We start from the raw sequence: 20,692 nt of genomic DNA, 5'->3' as shown, positions 1-20,692 counted from the left end.
GGCCGATGCTGGTCCGGACGGAAGACAGCCTGGCCGAACCGGTTGCGAGGGTCTGTACCTGCTCGACGATTGCAGCTGGTGTGCCGACCGGACACATGCGGCGGGCAACGTGGGCCGCAACGCGCCGACGCACCCGCGAACGCAGCCTGCGGAGTGAGCGGCGGTGCGGCGTAGCGCGGGGCGGCGCGCGTAGCGCGCCGCTCTTGATCCTGTATGGCGGAATTCGGCAATGGATGCGATGACTGCTGCGATGACGGCCGATCTTGTCGGACCGAGGCCGTAGCCTGTCATGATCGCGGGCCCGTCCAGCGGTCCGGATCAATGACGAAGGGGCCGGGATGAAGGCGTGGGCGCTGCTGTCGAAGGGGCACGAGCGCGTCTGGGAGAGCAACGAGGGCTATCCGGATGTGTTGGGCTCCTGCTACATCTACGACAGCGGGGTGGCCAGGCATCTACAGGTCGCCGTTGGCGATATGGTCGTGCTATGGGATTCGGCTCTGGTGGAGGGTGTTTCACGTATCGACCAGATCGACAAAGCAGACGGGATCAAGGTCCGGTGGGTATGCCCGCGGTGTGAGCGGACAGGGTATGTCAAGCGCACAAAAACGACACCAACCTTCCTGTGCCGGCACAAGAACTGCCGCCACACCTTCGAGACCCCCTTGCAGAAGGACGTGCCGGTCACGCTTTTCACTGCCAGTTACGGTGCTCAGTGGCAGGAGATCGACGGCGCCCTGACGGATGCCGACCTGGAACCGCTTCTGGATCGTGCGCAGCAGAACGCGATTCGCGCTTGTGACTCCGACGGACTTGTAAAGCTGCTGGATCGGCTCCAGGTGCCGATGCCTGCTGAGCCGGCGCCGCGGTCAACGCCTCCGAAAGGCGGGCATCGCGAGGCCCTGGTGCGAGTCCGTAACGGACAGGACAGTTTTCGTCAGGGTCTGATGCGTCGAGATGGGCTGGTGTGTGCCGTGACCGGACCATGCCCGCTGGGTGCGTTGGAGGCTGCGCATCTGCGAGCGTTCGCCAAACATGGCACGCATGATCCGGACGAGGGCATTCTGCTGCGGAGCGACATTCACCGCCTGTTCGACCGCGGTCTGATCGCCGTCGACCCCGCAACCCTGACGGTCGTCATCGCACCATCGCTGGAGCCATTCCCGGACTATCGTGCGCTGGTGGGGAAGCCGATCAAGTCAGGGCCATACCTGGCCGCTCTGGCTGATCATCACCGAGGGGCAACCGCGTCCTGGTGAGCCGCGGGAGATTAGCATCACCGACTTGATCGACACGTTCACAGAAATTGCTGAGGCTGGTCACTCGTCGAGGAGGCGGCGGCTGAATCCTGCCGCGACAAGACGCGCGTATGCCGCTCGGACACTAGGGGGCACATCCTGCTCAATGGCCCACCCCTTTTGGGCGTAGACCCAGATTCGCTGGGTGTCACCGACAAGCATGTTGATGACGCGATCGACGTCGCCGATGCTCGTGACATAGTCATCCAGTGCGAGCGGGAGTGATCCACAGACCACATCCACCTCGGGCCAGCGCTTCCGGCAGATGGCATAGCTGCGGCGCTGTTGGTAGGGCCGGGAGATCAGCATCACCGACTTGATCGAGTCCAAGTAGCCGCGCTCGCCAAGCAGAGCACGAGTGAAGTCGATGTTGTCGCCGGTGTTGGTCGCCTTCGGCTCGATCATGATCGCATCGGCAGGCACTCCGAGTTCGATGGCGCGCTCACGGAAGTGGACTGCCTCGCCACGTGGGAAGCGGTCCACGGTTGTTGGCGCGTTCGCGCCCGTGAACACGATCAATGGGAAGGTGCCCGCGCGGTAGAGATCGGCCGTGTAGGTGGCGACTCCGATGTCGTGGCCGCCGAGGCCGATGCCGACATCGACCGGCCGCGGCTCGTGCTGCATCTGGTTGTAATCCCAGAGGATTTCGACATCCGAGCGGTACTCCGCGGGCAAGGCTGTCGTTGGCATCGGATGCTCCTCTACTCGGGCAGTTTGAAGTCGTATGTCCACGAGAAGCGGGATGCCGCATGCACCCCACGTGCAAACTCGATCAATACGTCATTTGAGGTGTAGGTACGACGCGTGAGGATCATTACCGGCTCGCCGGCGGGAAGTTCCAGGCTCTCCATCTCCTCCGGCGTGGGCATCCGCGCGAAGATCGTTTCGGACATGTGGTCGGGTTCGTAGCCCTGCAACGTAAGTACCTCGAAGCCACCACCGCGGCCGGCGGGGCCCGGCGTCGGGTCCACCAGCGGTGTGCCCTCGACGATCTTTGGTATGTAGTAGCTGGTGAGCGTGTGCGTGGGCCGACCGGCGTCCCGCACTGTGCGGGCTCGCTCATAGACCAGCGAATCCGCCTCTAACCCATAGGCTTCCGCCACCTCCGGGTCGGCCTCGACCAGCGCGACGGTCTGCGTTTGGTCAGTTCGTTGCCACGGTCGGCCGGATGCTTCGCGGTCGGCGATGAAGGCGACCGTGTCGCCGTACTTCCACTTCTTCTTCGAATACCGTTCGGTGCCCATCCGGCGCATCGGTGGTCGTTCGCGTACGACAGTTCCGCGCCGGCGGATGGGGGTTACCAGCCCCTCTGCTTCGAGCAGGTTCACCGCCTGGCGAACGGTCTTGATGTTCACGCCATAACGGCTGGCTAACTCCTCCTGCTTGGGAAGCGTTGCGCCGGGAAGGTATTCGCCCCGGTTGATGGCTTCGCGCAGGTTGGCCGCCACTTCTCGGTATCCGCTCATGTCGCTCGGGTGCTCTCTCGTCGCCGGTCTGCGGTGTGGTCCGCATTAAGAGTAGCCATATTTCGGCAATTGAGGACTTCGGCCACTTAGAACCAGCTCTATTGCCGCAAGGATCTGCCACTGCTCCAATAGAGCTACCCCTATTAAGGAACTCAGCTCAGGGGTTCGGCAGCTCAGTCAAGGCAAGGAGTTGGAGCGATGGCTCTCAAGGATGCGTGGTTCAAGCCGAAGTACGAGGACGTGTTCCCGGAGGGAACGATGCTGATCGGCACCATCGAGCCGATCACCGAGTTCGGTACGGACCGCAACAAGCCCAAGAAGCAGAAGGTCGATCTCGACGATTTCGGCAACGGCACGGGCAAGCGGCTGTGGAAGGGCACGGTGGCCGACTCGACCGGTGTCGGCGCGAAGGGTAAGACCCTGGACGTCGTGTTCGTCTCGGACGTGCAGCCGGTTCCCTCGGCGACGCCGGTCATTCCCGGTTACACCCCGGTCGTGTTGGCCGGTTTGCAGGTCAAGCCCCGCGTTGTCGGCGACGGCCAGTACAAGTCGATCGGCTGGTCCCTGCGTGCGACCGGCATTGTCGGCGACACCTCCGGCTCGAACCAGCCGCCAGCGGACGTTCCGGCGTCGCGTCCGGCCCGTAACGGCCGTTCCGCCAACGAGTCCGAGGCTGTGGCGTGATGTCGCACATCACGGTGACAAGCGCTACGACCGGCCTGCGCAAGGTCGAGTACCGCCCCAGCTACACCTACACCTGCTCCAACGGAGACCCGTACCCGGTTCCGGCGTTGGTGTCCGTGCAGTTCAACGGTGGTGACATCCGGATGGCTCTCCGTATCGAGGATGCCGAAGCGCTGCTGTACGCGCTGGGTGTCGCGATGGTGGAACACGCTGTGGCGCTGAAGGATTCGCCCAGCGACCCGAAGTTGGTGGCGTGATGGGCATCATGCGGGTGATGTGGCAGGCCATGTTGATGCTGGCCGCGATCTGCTTCCTGCCGGTGTCGCTGCTGCTGGCGTTCGGTCCGCGGGAATCCAGCCCGCCGGTCCCGGGTCCGGTTCCGGGTGCGTGTGCACCGTTCTGCGCCGCTTCGACGGTGGTGGGTGACCCGCGATGAGCGCGCCGTTTCGGCTCGGCAATGACGGGATGGCGGGGGTTGCGTGATGGACACCTTCGAGAAGTCCCGTGCCATGGTCGCGGCCCGCCTGTTCGCGGTCACCACCACGGTGGCCGTGGGCATGGCCGCCTTCTGGCTCTCGTTCGCCACCCTGCGGGATCTGGCGACACTGGCCCACATTCCGGCCTCGGATGCGTGGCTGTTCCCGATGATCGTGGACGGCACCATCATCGAGGCCACCGTGGGCGCACTGGTGCTGGCGAATTCCACGGAACGGCAATGGTTCCGGCGGGTGCTGGTCATCGGTGCCATCGTCTCGATCGCCGGCAACAGCCTGCACGCGGTCGCCGCCGGTAAGTCGCTTCCCCCGTGGGCTTGCGCCTTGGTGGCCGCTATCGCGCCGCTAAGTTTGCTCGCCGATACCCACGGGCTCGCGCTGTTGTTCCGTGCAGCACACCGTGTTTCGGCAGCGGTTGCTGAGGCGGTCGTAGAAGCACCCATCGAGTCGGACCCGGTCAGCGTGGACACGGTCGAACCGGCAGCGTCGCCGGTTCCTGCTCCGACTCCCCAACCCAAACCCGTTCTTGCGCCGGCCGTGGCAAAGCCGCTGCGGCCCGCGCTCCCACTGCAAACCATGCTTCCGATCTCAGTACCTGTTGGGGGTGCGTGATGTCCTCGCTCACGTCAATCGTCTCGATCGCCGTACCTGCGCTGGCCGCGCTCGGGTTCACGGGCTGGATTCTCCGCGGCCGTAAGCCTTCGGACGTCGAACAGCTGATTGCTGCGGCGCCGGCCGAGTTGTCCAGGGCGGTGGAGGTTCTCGCCGACAATGCTCGGCGCATGTCCATGCTGGTCACGCTGGGTCTCGGCGCGATGGAACGCGGGTTCCCGCGGCTGGAGTGGTGGGACTACACCGAGACCGGCATCGAGGTGGAATGGACGCTGCTGTGCGGGCAGTCCACCAAGACGTGGACCGACCCGGAGATGCTCGATGCTCTGGCCCACTACCTCATGGTTCCGCAGGTGCTGGCGACCTCGCCGGAGCCGGCTCGGATTCGCTTGCAGGTGAGGGCGTTCGACACCCTCGCCGCCCCGGTAATGACGCCGGCGGTCGTCCACAACGGTGTGGACCTGGAAGCGGCCCACGTGGGTGTGCGGGAGGACGGGTTGCCGTGGCTGCTGCGCATCCTCTACGCCCACATCCTGCTCGCCGGCGCGACCGGCTCCGGGAAAGGCTCGGTGCTGTGGTCGATTCTCAATGCCCTTGGCCGGGCCATCAAAGCCGGCTTGGTGGATGTGTGGATGGCCGATCCGAAGGGCGGTGCGGAGTTCGGGCGCGGTGAGGGCCGGCTGTTCGTGCGGTTCACCACCGACGCGGACACCATCCTCGCGATGCTCAAAGAGGCGGTCGGGGTGATGGACGAACGTCTGGCCCGCATGCGCGCCGAAGGAATCCGCAAGCTCGTCCCGAGCGTGGACGAACCCCTGATCCTGATCATCATCGACGAGGCCGCCTCGCTCTCGTCCTATGCCGACCGCGACCAGCAACAGGAATTCCGCCGCCTGACCGGGCTCCTGCTGTCCAAGGGCCGCGCCGCCGCAGTCACGGTCATCGCCGCCTTGCAGGACCCGTCCAAGGAGACGATGCCCAACCGGCAGTTGTTCCCGGTGCGGATCGGGCTGCGGCTGGACGAGCCGACCCAGAACGCCATGGTCCACGGCCAGGGCGCGAAGGACCGCGGTGCCCGCTGCGACGAGATCTCGGAATTGACGCCCGGCGTCGGCTACGTGGGCGAGGACGGCACCGCGGAGTTCGTGCGGGTCCGCGCCTTCTACATCAGCGACTACACCGCCGACCGGATCGTGGACGCCTACTCGCCGGCACCGGAAATCACCGGTCCCACCGAGGACTACAGCGACTTCGACCCCGACGACCTCGGCGACGAAGACGGCTTCGACGAGACAGGAGCCGCGGCATGAACAGCATTGTGCGCCTGCGCCTTTCAGGTGATCTGGGTGATATCACCGCGGTTCTCGCGGACCTGATCGGCTCGCACGCCTTCCGCGTCACGGTCGACGACCACACCTACCGCAATCGGGACGGCGGCGTCCGTGTCTACGCCGAACTGTCCCTCCCGGTCGGACAGGAGACCCGATCATGAGCACCCGCCACCGCTACGAACGCGGCCTCGACGCGCAGATCTCGCTGCGGTTCTGGCTCGAACGCCAGGGCTTCGACCCGCTGCACACCGCCGCCGACCCCTTCGAGGACGACGACACCCTCGGCCTGGCCGTAGATTACGACGGCGGGCGGTGGGCGGCATGACCGGCCTCGGTATCCAGGAAGCCTTGGACCTGTTCCCGATTCCTGCTCGTGGTTCGTCCCGGCCGCGGCTGCTGGATCTGTGCTGCTGCGCCGGCGGGGCTGCTGTCGGCTACGACCGTGCCGGCTTCGAAGTCGTGGGCGTGGACATCGTCGACCAGCCCGACTACCCGTACGAGTTCCACCGTGCCGACGCGATCGAGTTCCTGAGCGCCCACGCCCACGACTTCGATGCCGTGCACGCCTCTCCTCCCTGCCAACGCTCCTGCACCCTGACCGCTGGTACGAATCAGGCACTTGCGCAACGGTATCCGCAACTCATCCCCGCCATGCGCGCCGCGTTGATCGCGTCCGGGCGGCCGTGGGTGATGGAGAACGTGCAGGGCGCGAAGCTGCGCCGCGATGTCGTGCTCTGCGGGGAAATGTTCGGGCTCGGGGTGATTCGCCACCGGGTGTTCGAACTGGGCGGCTGGAAGGCACCTCGCCCGATCCATCCTCGCCACCGTGGCCGGGTCGCTGGCTACCGGCACGGTGAACGCTTCGACGGCCCGTACGTCGCGGTCTACGGCAACGGCGGCGGCAAAGGCTCGGTATCGGACTGGCAGAACGCCATGGGCATCGACTGGACCGCCGACCGCCGCAGTCTGGCCGAAGCGATACCACCCGCCTACACCGCCTGGCTCGGCGCACACCTGCTCGCACGCCTCGGCGCGCCGGAAGCGGTGATGACGGCATGACCACATCCGACCGCAAAGCTTCTGCACCGCAAGTGAATCCGATCGTCCAGGCCGCCGCCGATCAGGTGGCCAAGTCCAAGCGTCGCCGCAAAGCCGCGGGCCGCGACATTCCTCGCACCTGGACCTGCGAGGACCAACTGTCGCTGTTCGATCCCACCGAAGGAACCCAGCCATGACCAGCACGCCTACCCGTCATGCCCGCCCCTCCGGCGAATTCGATCCCATGGACCTGGTCCTCACCGCGCTCGGGCATCTCATCGTCGGTCTGCTCACGGCCGTGTTCGTCACGCTCTGGTGGGCACTGCTGTTTCCCATGATCTCGATCCCGATCGGTTCGGCCCTCGCAGCCGGGTTCCTGCTCGGGTGGCCCGCCGGCGTCGTGGTGGCCGTGGTCGGGCTCGCCGGTCTGGGCCTGTGGCTGGCGACGTCGCCGAAGTCGTTCCGCCGCTGGGTGATCGATCGGTCGCGGGTGCGGTTCCTGCGCTGGTTCCGCTACCGCCGCCGCTGGGCACGCATGCTCACCGCCTGCGGGCTCACCGAGGGCGACGCCCACGCCCTCTACGTCCCGCGGCTGCGCACGGTCACCATCGGCGACCACATCGACCGGGCACGGGTGCGGATGCTGCCCGGCCAGTCACCCGAGGACTACCACACCCGCGTCGTGCGCCTGGCCCACGCCTTCGGCGCCACCGAATGCCGCGCCATCGACGCCGGCCCCGCCCTCGTGGAACTGGTGTTCCGCCACGGCGATTCCCTCGCCGAACCGATCGCCCTGCCCGCCGACACCTGGCGCACCCTGCCCCACCACCGCAAGACCCGGAAGGACGCCGCCTGATGAGCACCGACGACCACACCCCGGACTCGCCGGCACCAAATGCCGATACCGCGGCTGCCCGCCGCGCGCTGCCGGATCTGCACGACATCGCCCAGGCCGCCGCCGAGAAATACGAGGTGTGCAAACGCCCGATCGCCATGCGCGTGTTCGACCCGGACACCGGGAAGACCACCTACGAGGGCGCGCCCTGCAAGTCCACCATGGAATCGGCGTGCCCGGCCTGCGCGAAAAACGCTCGCGCCCTGCGCATCCAGCAGTGCACCGAAGGCTGGCACCTCGACCACGAACCCGTCGACCCGAACACCGACCCGTCCGACTGGCAACTTCAGATCCTCACCGCCCGCGCGGACATGCTCACCGAGTACCACACCGCCAAGGACAACGGGGACGACGAGTCCGCCGGCGAATTCCGGGCCGTGATCGCCGACCTGGACCAGGAACTGCGCGAACTCGGGCTCCGCGGTCGCCTGCCCGATCCGGACGCGGTGGCCAACCCTCGCCGGCAGCGTTCGACTCGTCGCCGCCAGGATGCCCCGAACCTGCCGCGTCGCAAGGTCACCAAACGCACCATCGGCGAGGTGCTCGGCGGCAAGTACCTGCCCGGCATGTTCATCACCTTGACCCTGCCCTCCTACGGCCTGATCAACCGTATCGGTGCCCGCGACGCCAACGGCAAGGTCTGCTCGGACGGTTCGCCGCGGGACCCGCGGACCTACGACTACACCCGTGCGGCGCGCGACATCGTCCACTTCTCAGCGCTGTTCGATCGCTGGATTCAGAACCTGCGCCGCGTGGTCGGCTACGACATCCAGTACTTCGCGGTCGTGGAACCGCAGAAGCGCGGTGCCCCGCACCTGCACGTGCTGCTGCGGACCCCGGTGTCGCGCAAGCTGATCCGGCTGGTGACCGAGGCCACCTATCACCAGGTGTGGTGGCCGCACTTTGACCGGCCCGAGTACGACGACGACCGGATGCCGGTCTGGAACGGGGTCACCTTCACCGATCCGCGGACCGGCCGCGTCCTGCCGTCGATCGACGACGCGTTGGACGTGATCGGCGAGGTGGACGAGTTCGAGCCGGCCCACACCATCCGCTTCGGCGCCCAGGTCGATCCCCGCCACATTCAGGGCGTCGTTGCCGGCACCGAGGCCAACAGGACGATCCGCTACGTCACCAAGTACCTGACCAAATCCATTGGCGAGGTGCTGGACTCGGACTCGGCCCGCGTCCGCGCCCACTACGACCGGCTCCACCATGAACTGACGCTCACTCCGTGCTCGCCCAAGTGCCCGGTGTGGCTGCGCTACGGCATCGTCCCCCGCAGCGTCTCGGACAAGACCGTGCCCGGCCACTGCAAGGGCAAGGCCCACCGCCGCGAAACCCTCGGACTGCCCGGCCGACGAGTGCTGGTCTCGCGCCGCTGGACCGGCAAGACCCTCCCGGACCACCGAGCCGACCGCGCGGAATTCGTTCGGCAACTGCTCGCCAGAGTCGGAATTCTCAAGCCCGACACCAGCCGCTTGCAGATGCGGCCCGTGCAACCGGGTGACTGGGAACGCCCGCTCCGCGAACACCTGATCCTCGCCGTGATCGCCAAGCGTACGGCCTGGCGCGCGGAATACCTCAAAGCCCAACTGGCAGCCGAACCGCCGGACCCCTCGGACAGTTCGGCAACGGAGCAAGCAGCGTGACGGGAGGTGAGATCCATGGAGCTGCCGGACAACCGCCTGTGGACGGTGGACGAGACGGCCTACTACCTGGGGGTTTCGGTCAAGACGCTCTACCAGTGGAAATGGCTCGGCCAAGGGCCGCCCGTGACGGTGATCGGTCGACGGCTGCGCTACCACCCGACCAGGGTGAAAGCCTTCGCTGCACTGGATTTCGAGGCAGCCTGACATGGGTCACGTGGAAGATCGCTGGTACCGGCCAAAGCGGGATGGCGACGACAAGGTCATTCTCAACGGCCGCGGTAAGCCGGTCATGGAGCCAACAGAGCTGTACGGCAAGGGACTCCGGTACCGGGTGCGCTACATCAACCCCGAGGGCGACGAGCGGTCGAAGTCGTTCCCCGACAAGCAGAAGAAGCGCGCCGATGACTTCCTGATCGAAGTCGAGTCGGACAAGCGCGAGGGCAAGTACATCGACCCTCGTGCCGCGCGGAAGACCTTCCGGCAGCAGGGCGAGAGCTGGGTCAAGGCTCAATCGCCGGACCCGGCAACCAGGCTGGCGCTACGGAGACGGCTGGAATCGAGGATCTATCCCACCTTCGGCGACCTGTCGATGGGGTGGATCGGTCCGGCGAAGATTCGGGACTGGGTCGACGGGCTAGACGTGCGGAAGTACTCCGAGAACTACAAGGCCGTGCTGTTCGACATCGTGTCGGGCATTTTCGACTCGGCAGTGGACGACAAGCTGATCCGCGAGAACCCGTGCAAGGCCAAGTCGGTCCGACGACCGGTGAAGAAGAGTCCGAAGGTCGTGATCTGGCAGGACGAACGGGTGCGGCAGATCCGAGGGGGATTGCACAGGCGGTACCGGATCGCCGCACCGATGGGAGCCGGCCTGGGCTGTCGACAGAGTGAGATCTTGGCGTTCTCGCCCGAGCAGGATATCGACCGAGACGGCATGGTGGTGCATGTTCAGCGCCAGGTGAAGCTGGTCGACGGCGTACTGATGTTCGCCCTGCCCAAGGGCGGAAAGACGCGATTTGTGCCGCTCTCGCGGGCAACCCTGACCGACATCGACAGCTACGTCGAGGAATTCCCGTCGTTGCGGGTCACCCTGCCGTGGGGGAGCGCGGACGGCGAACAGGTGACGGTTCGAATCCTCATCACCAACCCGGCCGGCGAACCCTTCAGCGGAGACCTATTCAGCAAGGTCGCATGGTTCCCGGCGTTCGGCAGGGCGGGGCTGGAGTACCGCAAGCGAATCGACGGCATGCACGCGCTCCGGCATCTGTATGCCTCGACTTTGCTGGCGCGCGGGGTATCGATCAAGGAGCTCGCGGAGTACCTCGGACATGCAGACCCGGGGTTCACGCTCCGCACCTACGTCCATCTGCTCGACGACAGCCACGAACGGGCACGCCTCGCCGTGGACACGGCGGCCTCTGCGTGGGAACTGCTCGACGACGGCCTGACGGCGGCCTGAGAGACGGAAACGATCGAGGTGGATTACCCGGAGACGAGAAAACCGGTGCGAGACAGGAAGTCTGTCAGCACCGGTTTTCCGTTGTGCCAGAACTTACTTCAGCTTGTCGCTGCCCAGTCCGAGGACGCGGCGAGCCACGATCAGCTGCTGGATCTGCTGGGTGCCTTCGAAGATGTCGAGGATCTTCGAGTCGCGGGCCCACTTCTCCAGGAGGGTGCGCTGGGAGTAACCCGTGGTGCCGGCGAGTTCGACGGCCTTGAGGGTGACGTCGGTGCCCATGCGGCCGGCCTTGGCCTTGGACATGGAAGCCTCGAGGGAGTTGGGCTTCTTGTTGTCGGCCATCCACGCGGCGCGCAGCGACAGCAGGTAGGCGGCTTCCCAGTCGGCCTCCAGGCGGAGGAACTCCGCGGCGGCGGCGTGCTGGTTGTTGGCCGGCTTGTCGTAGGAGATCTCGATGCCCGCGTCGGTGAGGACGGTGCGGAGCTCCTCGAGGGCGGCGCGGCCCACGCCGACTGCCATGCCGGCGACCAGCGGGCGGGTGTTGTCGAACGTCTGCATGACGCCCGCGAAACCCTTCTCCACATTGACTTCCGGCGAGCCCAGGATGTTGTCCTTGGGGATGCGGCAGTCCTCGAGGCGGAGCTCGGCGGTGTCGGAGGCCTTGATGCCCAGCTTGTGCTCGAGGCGGGACACGGTGAGGCCCTTGGCATCCCGCGGCACCACGAACGACTTGATGGCCGCGCGGCCCAGCGACTTGTCGACGGTCGCCCACACCACGATGTGGGTGGCGCGCGAACCGGCGGTCACGAAGATCTTGGTGCCGTTGAGCACCCACTCGTCGCCGTCGAGCACCGCGGTGGTGGACACGGCCGCGGAGTCGGAGCCGAAGGACGGCTCGGTGATGGCCATGGCGGCCCACACCTTGCCGAAACGCGACAGCTGCTCATCGGTGGCGACCGCCGCGATGGCGGCGTTGCCGAGACCCTGGTAGGGGATCGACAGCATGAGGCCGACATCGCCCCACGAGGTCTCCAGCGCGTTCATCAGCGCGGACATATTGCCGCCGTTGGTGTTTCCGAGCAGCTCGGTGGCGTGCGCGTCCTTGGTGGACCCGGCGCCCTCGGTCTTGTCGCCGGCCTTGCGGCCACCGGTGGCGCCGGAGACGTCGGCCGAGCCGGAGTCGGACAGGCCCTCGACCATGGCGGCCATGGTGTCCAGCTCGACCGGGTATTCGTGCTCGGCCAGGTCGTACTTGCGCGACGCGGGACGGAAGATCTCCTGCGCGACCTGGTGGGCCTGGTTGGCGCTGGCCCGCAGCTTCTTGGGGAGTTCGAGATTGATCATGAGGTGGTCTCTCCGTTGAGGTTCAGCCCCGCGACGCGCAGCGTCTCGATTGAGGGTGGCGGCGGGGACGAGGCGGGCTCAGATGAGGACGATGCCTTCGGCCACGCCGACGCCGCGCAGATCGCGGTACCAGCGCTCGACCGGGTGCTCCTTGGTGAAACCGTGGCCGCCGAGCAGCTGCACGCCGTCGAGCCCGATCTGCATGCCCTTGTCGGTGGCCAGCTTCTTGGCCAGCGCGGCCTCGCGGGCGAAGGACAGCCCCTGCTCCGCGCGCGACGCACCCCGCAGCGTCACGAGCCGAAGACCGTCCAGCTCGATCGCCATATTGGCGACCATGAACGCGACCGCCTGGCGGTGCGCGATCGGCTCACCGAACGCCTCACGCTCCTTCACGTACGGAATCACGTAATCCAGCACGGCCTGACCGGTGCCGATGGCCAGCGAGGCCCAGCCCAGCCGGGCCAGCCGCACGGCGTCGGCGTACTCCTCGGCGCGCTGTGCGCCCTCCGAGTCGCCCAGCAGGGCGGTGGCGGGCACGGCCACATTGTTCAGCACCAGCCGGCCCAGGCCCGCGGCGCGCATACCCATGCTCGGGTCCGCCTCGATCACCACACCGTCGGTGTCGGACTCGACGATGAAGAAGGTGGGGCGGCCGTCCAGCTCGGCGGCGACGATGAACAGCTCGGCGTCACCCGCGGCCGGGACCAGGGTCTTCACGCCGTTGAGGCGGAAACCGCTGGGGGAGCGGGTGGCCTTGGTCCGCAGCGCGAACGGATCGAACAGGGCCTGCGGCTCGGCGACGACGACCGAGGCCTGCGGCACGTTCTCACCCGTGAAGGCGCCCAGGTAGGTCTGCTGCTGCGCGTCGGTACCCCACTGCGACAGCGCGATCGCGACACCGCTCGGCGCCAGGATCGGCAGCGCCAGGCCCATGTCGCCGTACGAAAGCGCCTCGGCCACCAGCGAATTGGTGACCGCACCCCGCTCGGACGCCGCGCCCTCGAGCTCCTCGGGCACGTTGATCAGGGTGATGCCCAGCTCGGCGGCGCGCTCGAGCAGGTCGCGCGGGGCCTTGGCGGAATTGTCGGCCTCGTACGCGGCCGGTCGCAGGATCTCGCCGGCGAAGTCGCGCACCGTCTCGACGATCATCTGCTGCTCGTCGGTCGGGGTGAGGTCGAAGTAGTCCTTCTTGCGAGACTCGTTGGCGGGCAGCCGCTTCGGAGCGCCACCGCCGGCGACCTTCTCGAACACCCGGGTCGCCGCGCCGAGGGTGCGGAACCCGGTCTTGGTGCCCTCGTAGGTGATTCGTTCGATCGGCTTGCGCAGCTTGTACTTCTCCGCCAGCTCCGATCCCGTGATGGTCGTCATGACCCGCATCGCCGCGCCCATCCAGTCGCGTTTGACCGGGTTGAGGCCAACGGCGGAGGTATCCCGCTTCGTTGCGGTGTCTCGAGTGCTCATAATCACCAGTTTTCTATCGAGGAGGTGGGTGATCCTGCCCAGCAATCTTACTCCTGAGTAAGACTATCTTACTTCAGAGTAAGAACTGGCGTCGAGGATTGTCGAATCGGCAGGTCAGGGCGGTCGTTCGAACTTACCGACCGGTATCACTCGGATCTAGTGAAACAAATACGCTTCAGACGCGCCCGAGGTGGGCTAGGGTGTCGGCGCATAACCCGCTCCTGATGGAGGTTCGTACATATGAAGATTGCGCTCGGAACGGCGGGCATCATTGCCGCCGGTCTCTTTCTCGCCGCCCCCAATGCCAGCGCCGACGTGCAGCTGCAGCCGGTCGATGTGGGCATCACCGGCTCCGGTGTCGGCCTGGGCACCGGATCCGGCACGGGTGGCTGCATCAGCGGCGTCGGCACCGAGCTCGGACTCGGTTCGGTCGGTGTGGGCTCCGCTGCCCCCGGCGGCCCGTTCCTCGACTTCGGCTCGGTCTGCGTCCCGCTCGGCTGAGAGACAACGGCGTAGCGACGCTGAATAGTTAGAGCGTAGCAACGCGCCCGGTGGCGGGACCGCAGCCCGCGCCGGGTACCCCCCAGCACCGGTGGCCCGGAGATGCGACGATACGGGGGATGCGCGAACGGCCGGTCAACGCCTCGGGTGGCGAAACGTACTGGATAGCCGGAACTTTCGCGGTGCTGCTCACCGTGCTCTCCGGACGGTACGGGTACCACCGCGATGAGCTCTACTTTCTGGCCGCGGGACGGCGATTGGACTGGGGCTATCCCGATCAGCCGCCGCTGGTGCCGCTGCTGGCCCGCGCGATGTCGGCCATCGATCCGAATTCCGTACTGCTGCTGCGTCTTCCGGCGACGCTCGCGGCCACCACCGTGGTGATCTGCGCCGGACTCGCCGCCCGCGAACTCGGCGGCGGCCGGGTGGCGCAGGCGGTCGCGGCCGGGACCATGGCGTCGGCGGCCGTGGTGGCCGGCGCCGGGCACACCCTCGGTACGGCGGACATCGATCTCGCGGTGTGGTCGGTATTGATACTGCTGGTCCTGCATCTGCTGCGGCCCGACGCCGACCCGCGATGGTGGCTCGTGATCGGCGCGCTGGCCGGAATCGGGGTGCAGAACAAGGCCCTGATCGTGGTTCCCCTTGCCGCGCTGGCCTTCTCACTGCTCCTGGTCGGACCGCGAGAAGTGTTCGCCACCAGGTATTTCGCGCTCGCCGTCGGGATCGCGGCGGTGATCAGCGCGCCCTATGCGGTGTGGCAGGCACGCAACGGCTGGCCGCAGTGGGCGCTGAGCCGGGCCATCGCGGGCGGCTCCTCGGGCAGCTCGAATTCGCGAATCGGGTTCGTGCTCCTGCAATTCGGGCTGATCGGCGTGCTGCTGGTGCCGCTGTGGACATTCGGCCTGTGGTGGCTGTGGCGGCGCTACCGGGCCTTCGCCGTCGCCTACGCGATGTTGTTCGCCGGCTACCTGGTCATGGTCGGCAAGGCGTACTACCTCGGCGGGATGTATCCGCTGCTGGTGGCCGCGGGCGCCGTCGGACTGGAGCCGCGGCTGAGCGGGCATCGGATACGGCTCGCCGCACTGACTTTCGTCATCGCGCTGAATGCGGTGTTCTCGGCGGCGGTCTTCCTGCCCGTGCTCCCGATGTCCGCCCTCCGGGAGCCGTCGGCTCTGCTCGCGATCAACAAGGAGGCGGGGGAGACCGTCGGCTGGCCGCAGTTCACCGCGCAGATCGCCGATGTCCGAGCGCATTCCGCGCCCGGCGCCGACCTGCTCACCGCCAACTACGGTGAGGCCGCCGCCCTCGAACACTTCGGCGGACGCTACAACCTGCCGACCCCGCACAGCGTGCACAACGCGTACTGGTGGTGGGGCCCGCCGCCGGGCGCGCACGAGGTGCTCGTCCTCGGCATGCCCGCCGACCGGGTGAGCCGCTTCTGTGTGGACCCGGAACCATTGGGGCACTTGGACAATGGCCTGAACATCCGCAATCTCGAGCAGGGGCGCGCGATCATCCTGTGCCGCACGCCCCGCCGCCCCTGGTCCGAGATGTGGCCCGCCATGCGGCAACTCGGCTGAGGCTCGGACCTCCGGCCCGGATCAGGCCTGCAGGGCCGCCAGCACCTGGTCCTGCAGATGCGAATTGGTCGCCACCGCGCTCCCGCCGTGCGGCCCCGGCTTGCCGTCCAGCGCCGTGAAGGTGCCGCCCGCCTCGCGAATGAGAATGTCCAGCGCCGCCATATCCCACAGCGACAGTTCGGGTTCGGTGACGATGTCGACCGCGCCCTCGGCCAGCAGCGTGTACCCGAAGAAGTCGCCGTACCCGCGCACCCGCCACACCTCGTCGGTGAGCGCGATGAGCTTGGCCCGCCGCCCGATTGCCCGCCAGCCCGACAGGCTGGAGATCGCGAGGCTGGCCGCACCCAGTTCGGCGATCGCCGACACCGAGATGGCCCGAGGCTCACCCTGCTCGAAGCTGCTCCACGCGCCGTGACCGGTTGCCGCCCACCAGCGTCGCGCCAGCGCCGGCGCGCTGACCACGCCCACCACCGGCACGCCGTCCTCGAGCAGCGAGATGAGCGATGCCCACACCGGCACCCCGCGCACGAAGTTCTTGGTCCCGTCGATCGGGTCGATGACCCACTGCCGGCCGCTGAATTCGACGTCCCCGCCGAACTCCTCACCGAGCACCAGGTCCCCCGGCCGCTCGACGGCGAGGATCTCCCGCAGCGTCCGCTCGACCGCCAGATCCGCATCCGACACCGGCGTCAGATCCGGCTTGGAATCGATCTTCAAATCGAGCGCCCCGAACCGCTCACGGGTGATCCCATCGGCCGCGTCGGCCAGCTTCAGCGCGAGTTCCAGGTCAGCGGAGTATCCGGTCACGACCCAGCACGTTAGTCCTCCCCCGTTAACAAGTGGTGGCCCACGTCCCGAACACCCGAGTGGCACACCGGTGAGGTGAATTGCCCGTTTTCGTGCTCGCCGGTGTGCCACCCGCCGATCACGCGGGGACGGCGGCGGTACGGGCCGCGGTGAGGGCGGTTGCCCACCAGTGGAGTTGCTCGAGGAGGTGGGTGGCGGAGTCGTCGAATTCGGTGGGGTCGGGGAGGGTGCCGTCGGGGGCGAAGTGCAGGAAGTAGCGGGGGAAGGTGACGGTGGAGCGGACGGTGTGGGCGTTGAGTTCGTTGAAGACCGTGCGCAGGGACTCGATGGCGAGCAGGCCGCCGGTGCTGCCGCCGTAGCCGACGAATCCGACCGTTTTGCGATCCCACTGCGTGAAGTGCCAATCGATCGCGGTCTTCAGCGAGGCCGGGAAGCTGCGGTTGATATCGGGCGTGACGACTACGAAGGCGTCGGCGCCGGCCAGTCGCTCGGCCAGCTCGGCGGTATTGCCGGGGCGCACCGGGTTCGGGTCCATGAGCGGCGAGACGGCGGGCAGGGCGTGCGGCAGCGGGTAGTCGGCCAGGTCGATGACATCCACCTCGAACTCGCCGTGGGCGCGGGCTCGCTCGGCGAACCAGTTCGCCACCACCGGTCCGAAGCGGCCCTCGCGGACGCTGCCGATGATCACCGCGAGGCGCAGGGGAGTGCTGGTCATTGTGGGTCTCCTTCGAGATTCGCCGCGGCCGGTCGGCCGCTCGGGATCAACTCTGCGAGCCCGGCCGAGCGCTAGGGAGACCACGCTGAGGGTGGTAGTGGCAGGGACACGATAAGAATCGCGCCCGTTGCTAGCGTCGAATACGTGAGTGAGAACGAGCTGGGCCTGTTCCTGCGGCTACGCCGGGAGGCGGTCACGCCCGCCGAAGTGGGCCTGCCGACGGGGCCGCGCCGCCGCACGCCCGGTCTGCGCCGCGCCGAATTGGCCACACTCGCAGGAGTTTCCGTCGAGTACCTGACCCGGCTGGAGCAGGGCCGCGACCGGCACCCGTCCGCGCCCGTGCTGATCGCGTTGGCGGACGCGCTGCGATTGACCCCGGCGCAACGGGTGCACCTGCTCAATTTCGCCAAGGCCGGGGATCCGAACTTCAACTGCCGCGGCGGTTCCGGGCCCAACCGCCGCATCCGCCCGGCCGTGCAGGCCATGCTGGATCAACTCGAACCCGCGCCCGCGGCCATCATGAACCGGCTCAGCGAGATCCTCGCGGTGACCGACGGCTACCGAGCGCTGTTCGGCCCGATCGGCCTGCTCGACGGCGGTCTGCCCGGCAGCTACGCCCGCTACGTCCTGTCCGACCCGCGCGCCCGCGACGCCTACCCGGACTGGGAACACAAGGCCGACAAGGTGGTCGCCACCCTCAAACAGGGCCCCGGCCGCGCCGATCCCCACGTCGATGCCCTCATGGACGAACTGGCCGCCACCGTCGGCCCCGAATTCACCCGCCGCCTCGACACCCTCCCCGGCCTTCCCGACACCAATGGCGTCGGCCGCCTCACCCACCCCGAGGCGGGTCCCCTGCGCCTGGCCTACGAAACCCTGAACCTCTCCGCCGACGACGACCAATTCCTCATGGTCTATCTCCCGGCCGACGACGCCACCGCCACGGCCCTGGACCGCCTCGTCGGCCGCCGCCCAGGCGGACTGCGCGCCGTCGCCGGGTGATTTGTCGGAATAGTGCCTGGTGGCGGGTTCTTGTCCCGTTCGAGAGGTGACCACTGATTTCGCAACGGTCGGGGGTACGTCCAAAATCGGGTTGGCTCCCAACCGCCGGCACGGGTGCCTAAGTGACTACGGCACTTGGCCGTCCGCTGAAGGCTCGGGGAGGCGGGGTAGCCTTGAACATCGTGCATCCTGACGTCTCCGCTGATCTGGCCGAACTCGACACGACTCTGAAGACCATCGAGTCGGTGCTCGACATCGACGAGCTGGCTCGCCGCATCGACGAGCTGGAGCAGCAGGCGGCCGACCCGGAGCTGTGGAACAACCAGGAACACGCGCAGAGCGTGACCAGTCAGCTCTCCCACGCACAGAGTGAAATGCGCCGGGTGCGCGACCTCCGCCAGCGGCTCGAGGATCTGCCCGTGCTCTACGAGCTCGCCGAGGCGGAAGAGGGTGCAGATCGCACGGCCGCGCTCGCCGACGCCGATTCGGAGCGGGCCAGCCTGCACGCCGATGTCGAGGCCATGGAGGTCCGGACCCTGCTCTCGGGCGAGTACGACAAGCGTGAGGCGCTGGTCAACATTCGCTCCGGCGCGGGCGGCGTGGACGCCGCGGACTGGGCGCAGATGCTCATGCGCATGTACGTGCGCTGGGCCGAGGGCCACAAGTACGCGGTCGAGATCTACGACACCTCGTATGCGGAGGAGGCGGGCATCAAGTCGGCGACCTTCGCGGTCAAGACGCCCTACGCCTACGGCACGCTGTCGGTGGAAATGGGCACGCACCGCCTGGTCCGCATCAGCCCGTTCGACAACCAGGGCCGCCGCCAGACCTCCTTCGCCGAGGTCGAGGTGCTGCCGGTGGTCGAGACCACCGACCACATCGAGATTCCCGAGAACGAGGTCCGGGTCGACGTCTACCGTTCGTCCGGCCCCGGCGGCCAGTCGGTCAACACCACCGACTCGGCGGTTCGCCTCACCCACATCCCGACCGGCATCGTCGTCACCTGTCAGAACGAGAAATCGCAGCTGCAGAACAAGATTTCGGCCATGCGGGTGCTGCAGGCCAAGCTGCTCGAACGCAAGCGCCAGGAAGAACGCGCCCAGATGGACGCGCTCAAGACCAACGAGGGCGCGTCCTGGGGTAACCAGATGCGCTCCTACGTGCTGCACCCGTACCAGATGGTCAAGGATCTCCGCACCGGTTACGAGGTCAACAACCCCTCCGCCGTGCTCGACGGCGACATCGATGCTTTCATCGAATCCGGCATCCGATGGCGCATGCGGGAGCAGGCGACCCAGGGGTAGGGCATGAGTTCGATTCTCGCCGCGGGCACCGGAGCCGATTTCGGGAACTGGCTGCGGTCCAGCGGTCTCGAGATCGTGCTGCTGGTCGTCGGCGCCATGTTGTTCAGTCGCGCCGCGACCTTCGTGCGCGACCGCATCACTCGCAAGATCGACGCCGGCTTCCGCAGCAGCGATTCGCTGGTGCGGTCCGAGGCGGCCAAGCACCGGCATGCGCTGGCGCAGGTCATCACCTGGGTGGTGCTGTCCATCGTCTACTTCCTGGTGTCGCTGGAAGTCTTGCGGCGCTTGGGTTTCGAGCTCGGCGGACTGGTCGCCCCGGCCGCGGTGCTCGGCGCCGCCCTGGGTTTCGGGGCGCAGCGGATCGTGCAGGACCTGCTCGCCGGATTCTTCCTGATCACCGAAAGGCAGTACGGCTTCGGCGATGTCGTGCGCATCGCGGTCACTGGCAATTCGACCGAGGCCGAGGGTACGGTCGAGGACGTCACGCTGCGCATCACGACGCTGCGTAGCGCCGACGGCGAAGTGATAACCGTCCCGAACGGTCAGATCGTGAAAGTGACCAACCTGTCGAAGGATTGGGCGCGTGCCGCCATCGACGTGCCCGTTCCCGCCACCGCCGACATCAACAAGGTCAACGAGATCCTGCGCGAGGTGGGGGCCAAGGCCTTCGCCGATCGCAAGCTCAAAGCACTGCTGCTGGACGAGCCGACCGTCATGGGTGTCGAAGATCTCACCGTCAACCAGATGAACATCAAGATGGTGGCCCGGACGCTGCCGGGCAAACAGTTCGAAGTCGGGCGCGAGCTGCGGGTGCGGGTCGCCGCCGCGTTGCGCCGGGAGGGTCTCAGTGTCGGTGCTGATTAAGAGAATGCGTAAGTCCACGGCGATCCTGATGGCCGTGTGGGTAGCAACATTCGTTCTGTATGTCTTCGTCAAGCCCACCCAACACGAGACCAACAGCACCCCGCCGATCGTGAACACCATGCTCAGCAACTATCTGCCAAACCCTTCCGAGCACGCGGGCCGCTGAGCCCGAGTCCGCGCGGTGT

General features: G+C 67.1%; 26 protein-coding genes. 20 read left to right on the top strand and 6 right to left on the bottom strand.

Annotated elements, in window-relative coordinates; translation table 11 throughout:
- Nucleotides 1-338 precede the first annotated feature (338 nt).
- Entirely contained in the window at nucleotides 339-1,256 is a 918-nt protein-coding gene (locus ACFXN1_RS12595; RefSeq protein WP_379437515.1) for an HNH endonuclease, read from the top strand.
- A 60-nt stretch (nucleotides 1,257-1,316) separates the two neighbouring features.
- On the opposite strand, the gene ACFXN1_RS12590 is transcribed toward ACFXN1_RS12595, so the two are convergent.
- Together ACFXN1_RS12590 and ACFXN1_RS12585 are read right to left on the bottom strand one after the other, a co-directional pair.
- Nucleotides 1,317-1,985, bottom strand: coding sequence for a YdcF family protein (locus tag ACFXN1_RS12590; RefSeq protein WP_379437514.1), 669 nt, complete (start codon nucleotides 1,983-1,985; stop codon nucleotides 1,317-1,319).
- An 11-nt stretch (nucleotides 1,986-1,996) separates the two neighbouring features.
- Nucleotides 1,997-2,761, bottom strand: a complete 765-nt coding sequence (locus tag ACFXN1_RS12585) for a GntR family transcriptional regulator (protein WP_379437512.1) — start codon at nucleotides 2,759-2,761, stop codon at nucleotides 1,997-1,999.
- Between the two features lie 258 nt (nucleotides 2,762-3,019).
- On the opposite strand from ACFXN1_RS12585, the gene ACFXN1_RS12580 reads away from it, so the two are divergent.
- Genes ACFXN1_RS12580 through ACFXN1_RS12520 form a run of 13 tightly spaced genes read left to right on the top strand, consistent with a single transcriptional unit; the run spans nucleotide 3,020 to nucleotide 10,926 of the window.
- Entirely contained in the window at nucleotides 3,020-3,445 is a 426-nt protein-coding gene (locus tag ACFXN1_RS12580; protein WP_379437511.1) for a hypothetical protein, read from the top strand.
- The gene (locus ACFXN1_RS12575) at nucleotides 3,445-3,702 is read left to right on the top strand and encodes a hypothetical protein (protein ID WP_379437509.1); all 258 of its coding nucleotides are present in this window, start codon (nucleotides 3,445-3,447) and stop codon (nucleotides 3,700-3,702) included. Before ACFXN1_RS12580 ends, ACFXN1_RS12575 begins: the two co-directional genes overlap by 1 nt.
- Nucleotides 3,702-3,881 (top strand): hypothetical protein, encoded by a 180-nt coding sequence (locus ACFXN1_RS12570; RefSeq protein WP_379437508.1) that lies wholly within the window; start codon nucleotides 3,702-3,704, stop codon nucleotides 3,879-3,881. Before ACFXN1_RS12575 ends, ACFXN1_RS12570 begins: the two co-directional genes overlap by 1 nt.
- Nucleotides 3,882-3,927: 46 nt before the next feature.
- The gene (locus ACFXN1_RS12565) at nucleotides 3,928-4,551 is read left to right on the top strand and encodes a DUF2637 domain-containing protein (protein ID WP_379437506.1); all 624 of its coding nucleotides are present in this window, start codon (nucleotides 3,928-3,930) and stop codon (nucleotides 4,549-4,551) included.
- The gene (locus ACFXN1_RS12560) at nucleotides 4,551-5,861 is read left to right on the top strand and encodes an FtsK/SpoIIIE domain-containing protein (RefSeq protein ID WP_379437505.1); all 1,311 of its coding nucleotides are present in this window, start codon (nucleotides 4,551-4,553) and stop codon (nucleotides 5,859-5,861) included. The genes ACFXN1_RS12565 and ACFXN1_RS12560 overlap by 1 nt, the downstream gene beginning before the upstream one ends.
- A complete protein-coding gene (locus ACFXN1_RS12555; protein WP_379437503.1) occupies nucleotides 5,858-6,043 on the top strand; it encodes a hypothetical protein in 186 nt (61 codons plus the stop codon). The genes ACFXN1_RS12560 and ACFXN1_RS12555 overlap by 4 nt, the downstream gene beginning before the upstream one ends.
- Nucleotides 6,040-6,207: a hypothetical protein gene (locus ACFXN1_RS12550; RefSeq protein WP_379437502.1), complete on the top strand. Its 168-nt coding sequence runs from the start codon at nucleotides 6,040-6,042 to the stop codon at nucleotides 6,205-6,207. The genes ACFXN1_RS12555 and ACFXN1_RS12550 overlap by 4 nt, the downstream gene beginning before the upstream one ends.
- Nucleotides 6,204-6,941: a DNA methylase gene (locus ACFXN1_RS12545; protein WP_379437500.1), complete on the top strand. Its 738-nt coding sequence runs from the start codon at nucleotides 6,204-6,206 to the stop codon at nucleotides 6,939-6,941. Before ACFXN1_RS12550 ends, ACFXN1_RS12545 begins: the two co-directional genes overlap by 4 nt.
- On the top strand, nucleotides 6,938-7,117 hold the full coding sequence (locus ACFXN1_RS12540; RefSeq protein ID WP_379437499.1) for a hypothetical protein: 180 nt from the start codon (nucleotides 6,938-6,940) through the stop codon (nucleotides 7,115-7,117). The genes ACFXN1_RS12545 and ACFXN1_RS12540 overlap by 4 nt, the downstream gene beginning before the upstream one ends.
- Nucleotides 7,114-7,776 carry a hypothetical protein gene (locus ACFXN1_RS12535; RefSeq protein WP_379437497.1) on the top strand — a complete coding sequence of 221 codons (663 nt, stop codon included), beginning with the start codon at nucleotides 7,114-7,116 and terminating at the stop codon, nucleotides 7,774-7,776. The genes ACFXN1_RS12540 and ACFXN1_RS12535 overlap by 4 nt, the downstream gene beginning before the upstream one ends.
- Complete coding sequence (locus tag ACFXN1_RS12530; protein ID WP_379437496.1) at nucleotides 7,776-9,467, top strand: replication initiator; 1,692 nt, start codon at nucleotides 7,776-7,778, stop codon at nucleotides 9,465-9,467. Before ACFXN1_RS12535 ends, ACFXN1_RS12530 begins: the two co-directional genes overlap by 1 nt.
- A gap of 15 nt (nucleotides 9,468-9,482) precedes the next feature.
- Entirely contained in the window at nucleotides 9,483-9,671 is a 189-nt protein-coding gene (locus ACFXN1_RS12525; protein WP_379437494.1) for a helix-turn-helix transcriptional regulator, read from the top strand.
- A gap of 1 nt (nucleotide 9,672) precedes the next feature.
- Complete coding sequence (locus ACFXN1_RS12520) at nucleotides 9,673-10,926, top strand: tyrosine-type recombinase/integrase (RefSeq protein WP_379437493.1); 1,254 nt, start codon at nucleotides 9,673-9,675, stop codon at nucleotides 10,924-10,926.
- A gap of 93 nt (nucleotides 10,927-11,019) precedes the next feature.
- Here the strand turns inward: ACFXN1_RS12520 and ACFXN1_RS12515 are convergent, their stop codons facing one another.
- Entirely contained in the window at nucleotides 11,020-12,270 is a 1,251-nt protein-coding gene (locus tag ACFXN1_RS12515) for an acyl-CoA dehydrogenase family protein (RefSeq protein ID WP_379437491.1), read from the bottom strand.
- Nucleotides 12,271-12,348: 78 nt separating this feature from the next.
- Entirely contained in the window at nucleotides 12,349-13,737 is a 1,389-nt protein-coding gene (locus ACFXN1_RS12510) for an acyl-CoA dehydrogenase family protein (RefSeq protein ID WP_379379276.1), read from the bottom strand.
- A 234-nt stretch (nucleotides 13,738-13,971) separates the two neighbouring features.
- Here ACFXN1_RS12510 and ACFXN1_RS12505 point away from each other — a divergent pair, with 234 nt between their 5' ends.
- Together ACFXN1_RS12505 and ACFXN1_RS12500 are read left to right on the top strand one after the other, a co-directional pair.
- Nucleotides 13,972-14,232: a hypothetical protein gene (locus tag ACFXN1_RS12505; protein ID WP_379379274.1), complete on the top strand. Its 261-nt coding sequence runs from the start codon at nucleotides 13,972-13,974 to the stop codon at nucleotides 14,230-14,232.
- A gap of 119 nt (nucleotides 14,233-14,351) precedes the next feature.
- Entirely contained in the window at nucleotides 14,352-15,815 is a 1,464-nt protein-coding gene (locus ACFXN1_RS12500; RefSeq protein ID WP_379437490.1) for an ArnT family glycosyltransferase, read from the top strand.
- 21 nt (nucleotides 15,816-15,836) lie between these two features.
- Here the strand turns inward: ACFXN1_RS12500 and hisN are convergent, their stop codons facing one another.
- Both hisN and ACFXN1_RS12490 read right to left on the bottom strand, forming a co-directional pair.
- Nucleotides 15,837-16,622 carry a histidinol-phosphatase gene (hisN, locus tag ACFXN1_RS12495; RefSeq protein ID WP_354840545.1) on the bottom strand — a complete coding sequence of 262 codons (786 nt, stop codon included), beginning with the start codon at nucleotides 16,620-16,622 and terminating at the stop codon, nucleotides 15,837-15,839.
- A 118-nt stretch (nucleotides 16,623-16,740) separates the two neighbouring features.
- Nucleotides 16,741-17,337: an NADPH-dependent FMN reductase gene (locus tag ACFXN1_RS12490; RefSeq protein ID WP_379401746.1), complete on the bottom strand. Its 597-nt coding sequence runs from the start codon at nucleotides 17,335-17,337 to the stop codon at nucleotides 16,741-16,743.
- Nucleotides 17,338-17,481: 144 nt separating this feature from the next.
- Between ACFXN1_RS12490 and ACFXN1_RS12485 the strand changes: the two genes are divergently transcribed.
- The 4 genes from ACFXN1_RS12485 to ACFXN1_RS12470 all read left to right on the top strand — a co-directional run bounded on the left by ACFXN1_RS12485 (nucleotide 17,482) and on the right by ACFXN1_RS12470 (nucleotide 20,673).
- Nucleotides 17,482-18,339: a helix-turn-helix transcriptional regulator gene (locus tag ACFXN1_RS12485; protein WP_354840551.1), complete on the top strand. Its 858-nt coding sequence runs from the start codon at nucleotides 17,482-17,484 to the stop codon at nucleotides 18,337-18,339.
- 182 nt (nucleotides 18,340-18,521) lie between these two features.
- The gene (gene prfB / locus ACFXN1_RS12480; protein WP_364608567.1) at nucleotides 18,522-19,643 is read left to right on the top strand and encodes a peptide chain release factor 2; all 1,122 of its coding nucleotides are present in this window, start codon (nucleotides 18,522-18,524) and stop codon (nucleotides 19,641-19,643) included.
- A 3-nt stretch (nucleotides 19,644-19,646) separates the two neighbouring features.
- Nucleotides 19,647-20,507, top strand: a complete 861-nt coding sequence (locus tag ACFXN1_RS12475; protein ID WP_379379265.1) for a mechanosensitive ion channel family protein — start codon at nucleotides 19,647-19,649, stop codon at nucleotides 20,505-20,507.
- Between the two features lie 4 nt (nucleotides 20,508-20,511).
- Nucleotides 20,512-20,673 carry a hypothetical protein gene (locus ACFXN1_RS12470; protein WP_379437488.1) on the top strand — a complete coding sequence of 54 codons (162 nt, stop codon included), beginning with the start codon at nucleotides 20,512-20,514 and terminating at the stop codon, nucleotides 20,671-20,673.
- Nucleotides 20,674-20,692 lie beyond the last annotated feature (19 nt).

The organism is Nocardia sp. NPDC059154, from assembly GCF_042755705.1.
Classification (GTDB): Bacteria; Actinomycetota; Actinomycetes; order Mycobacteriales; family Mycobacteriaceae; genus Nocardia.
This window is presented reverse-complemented; position numbering and strand designations above follow the sequence as displayed.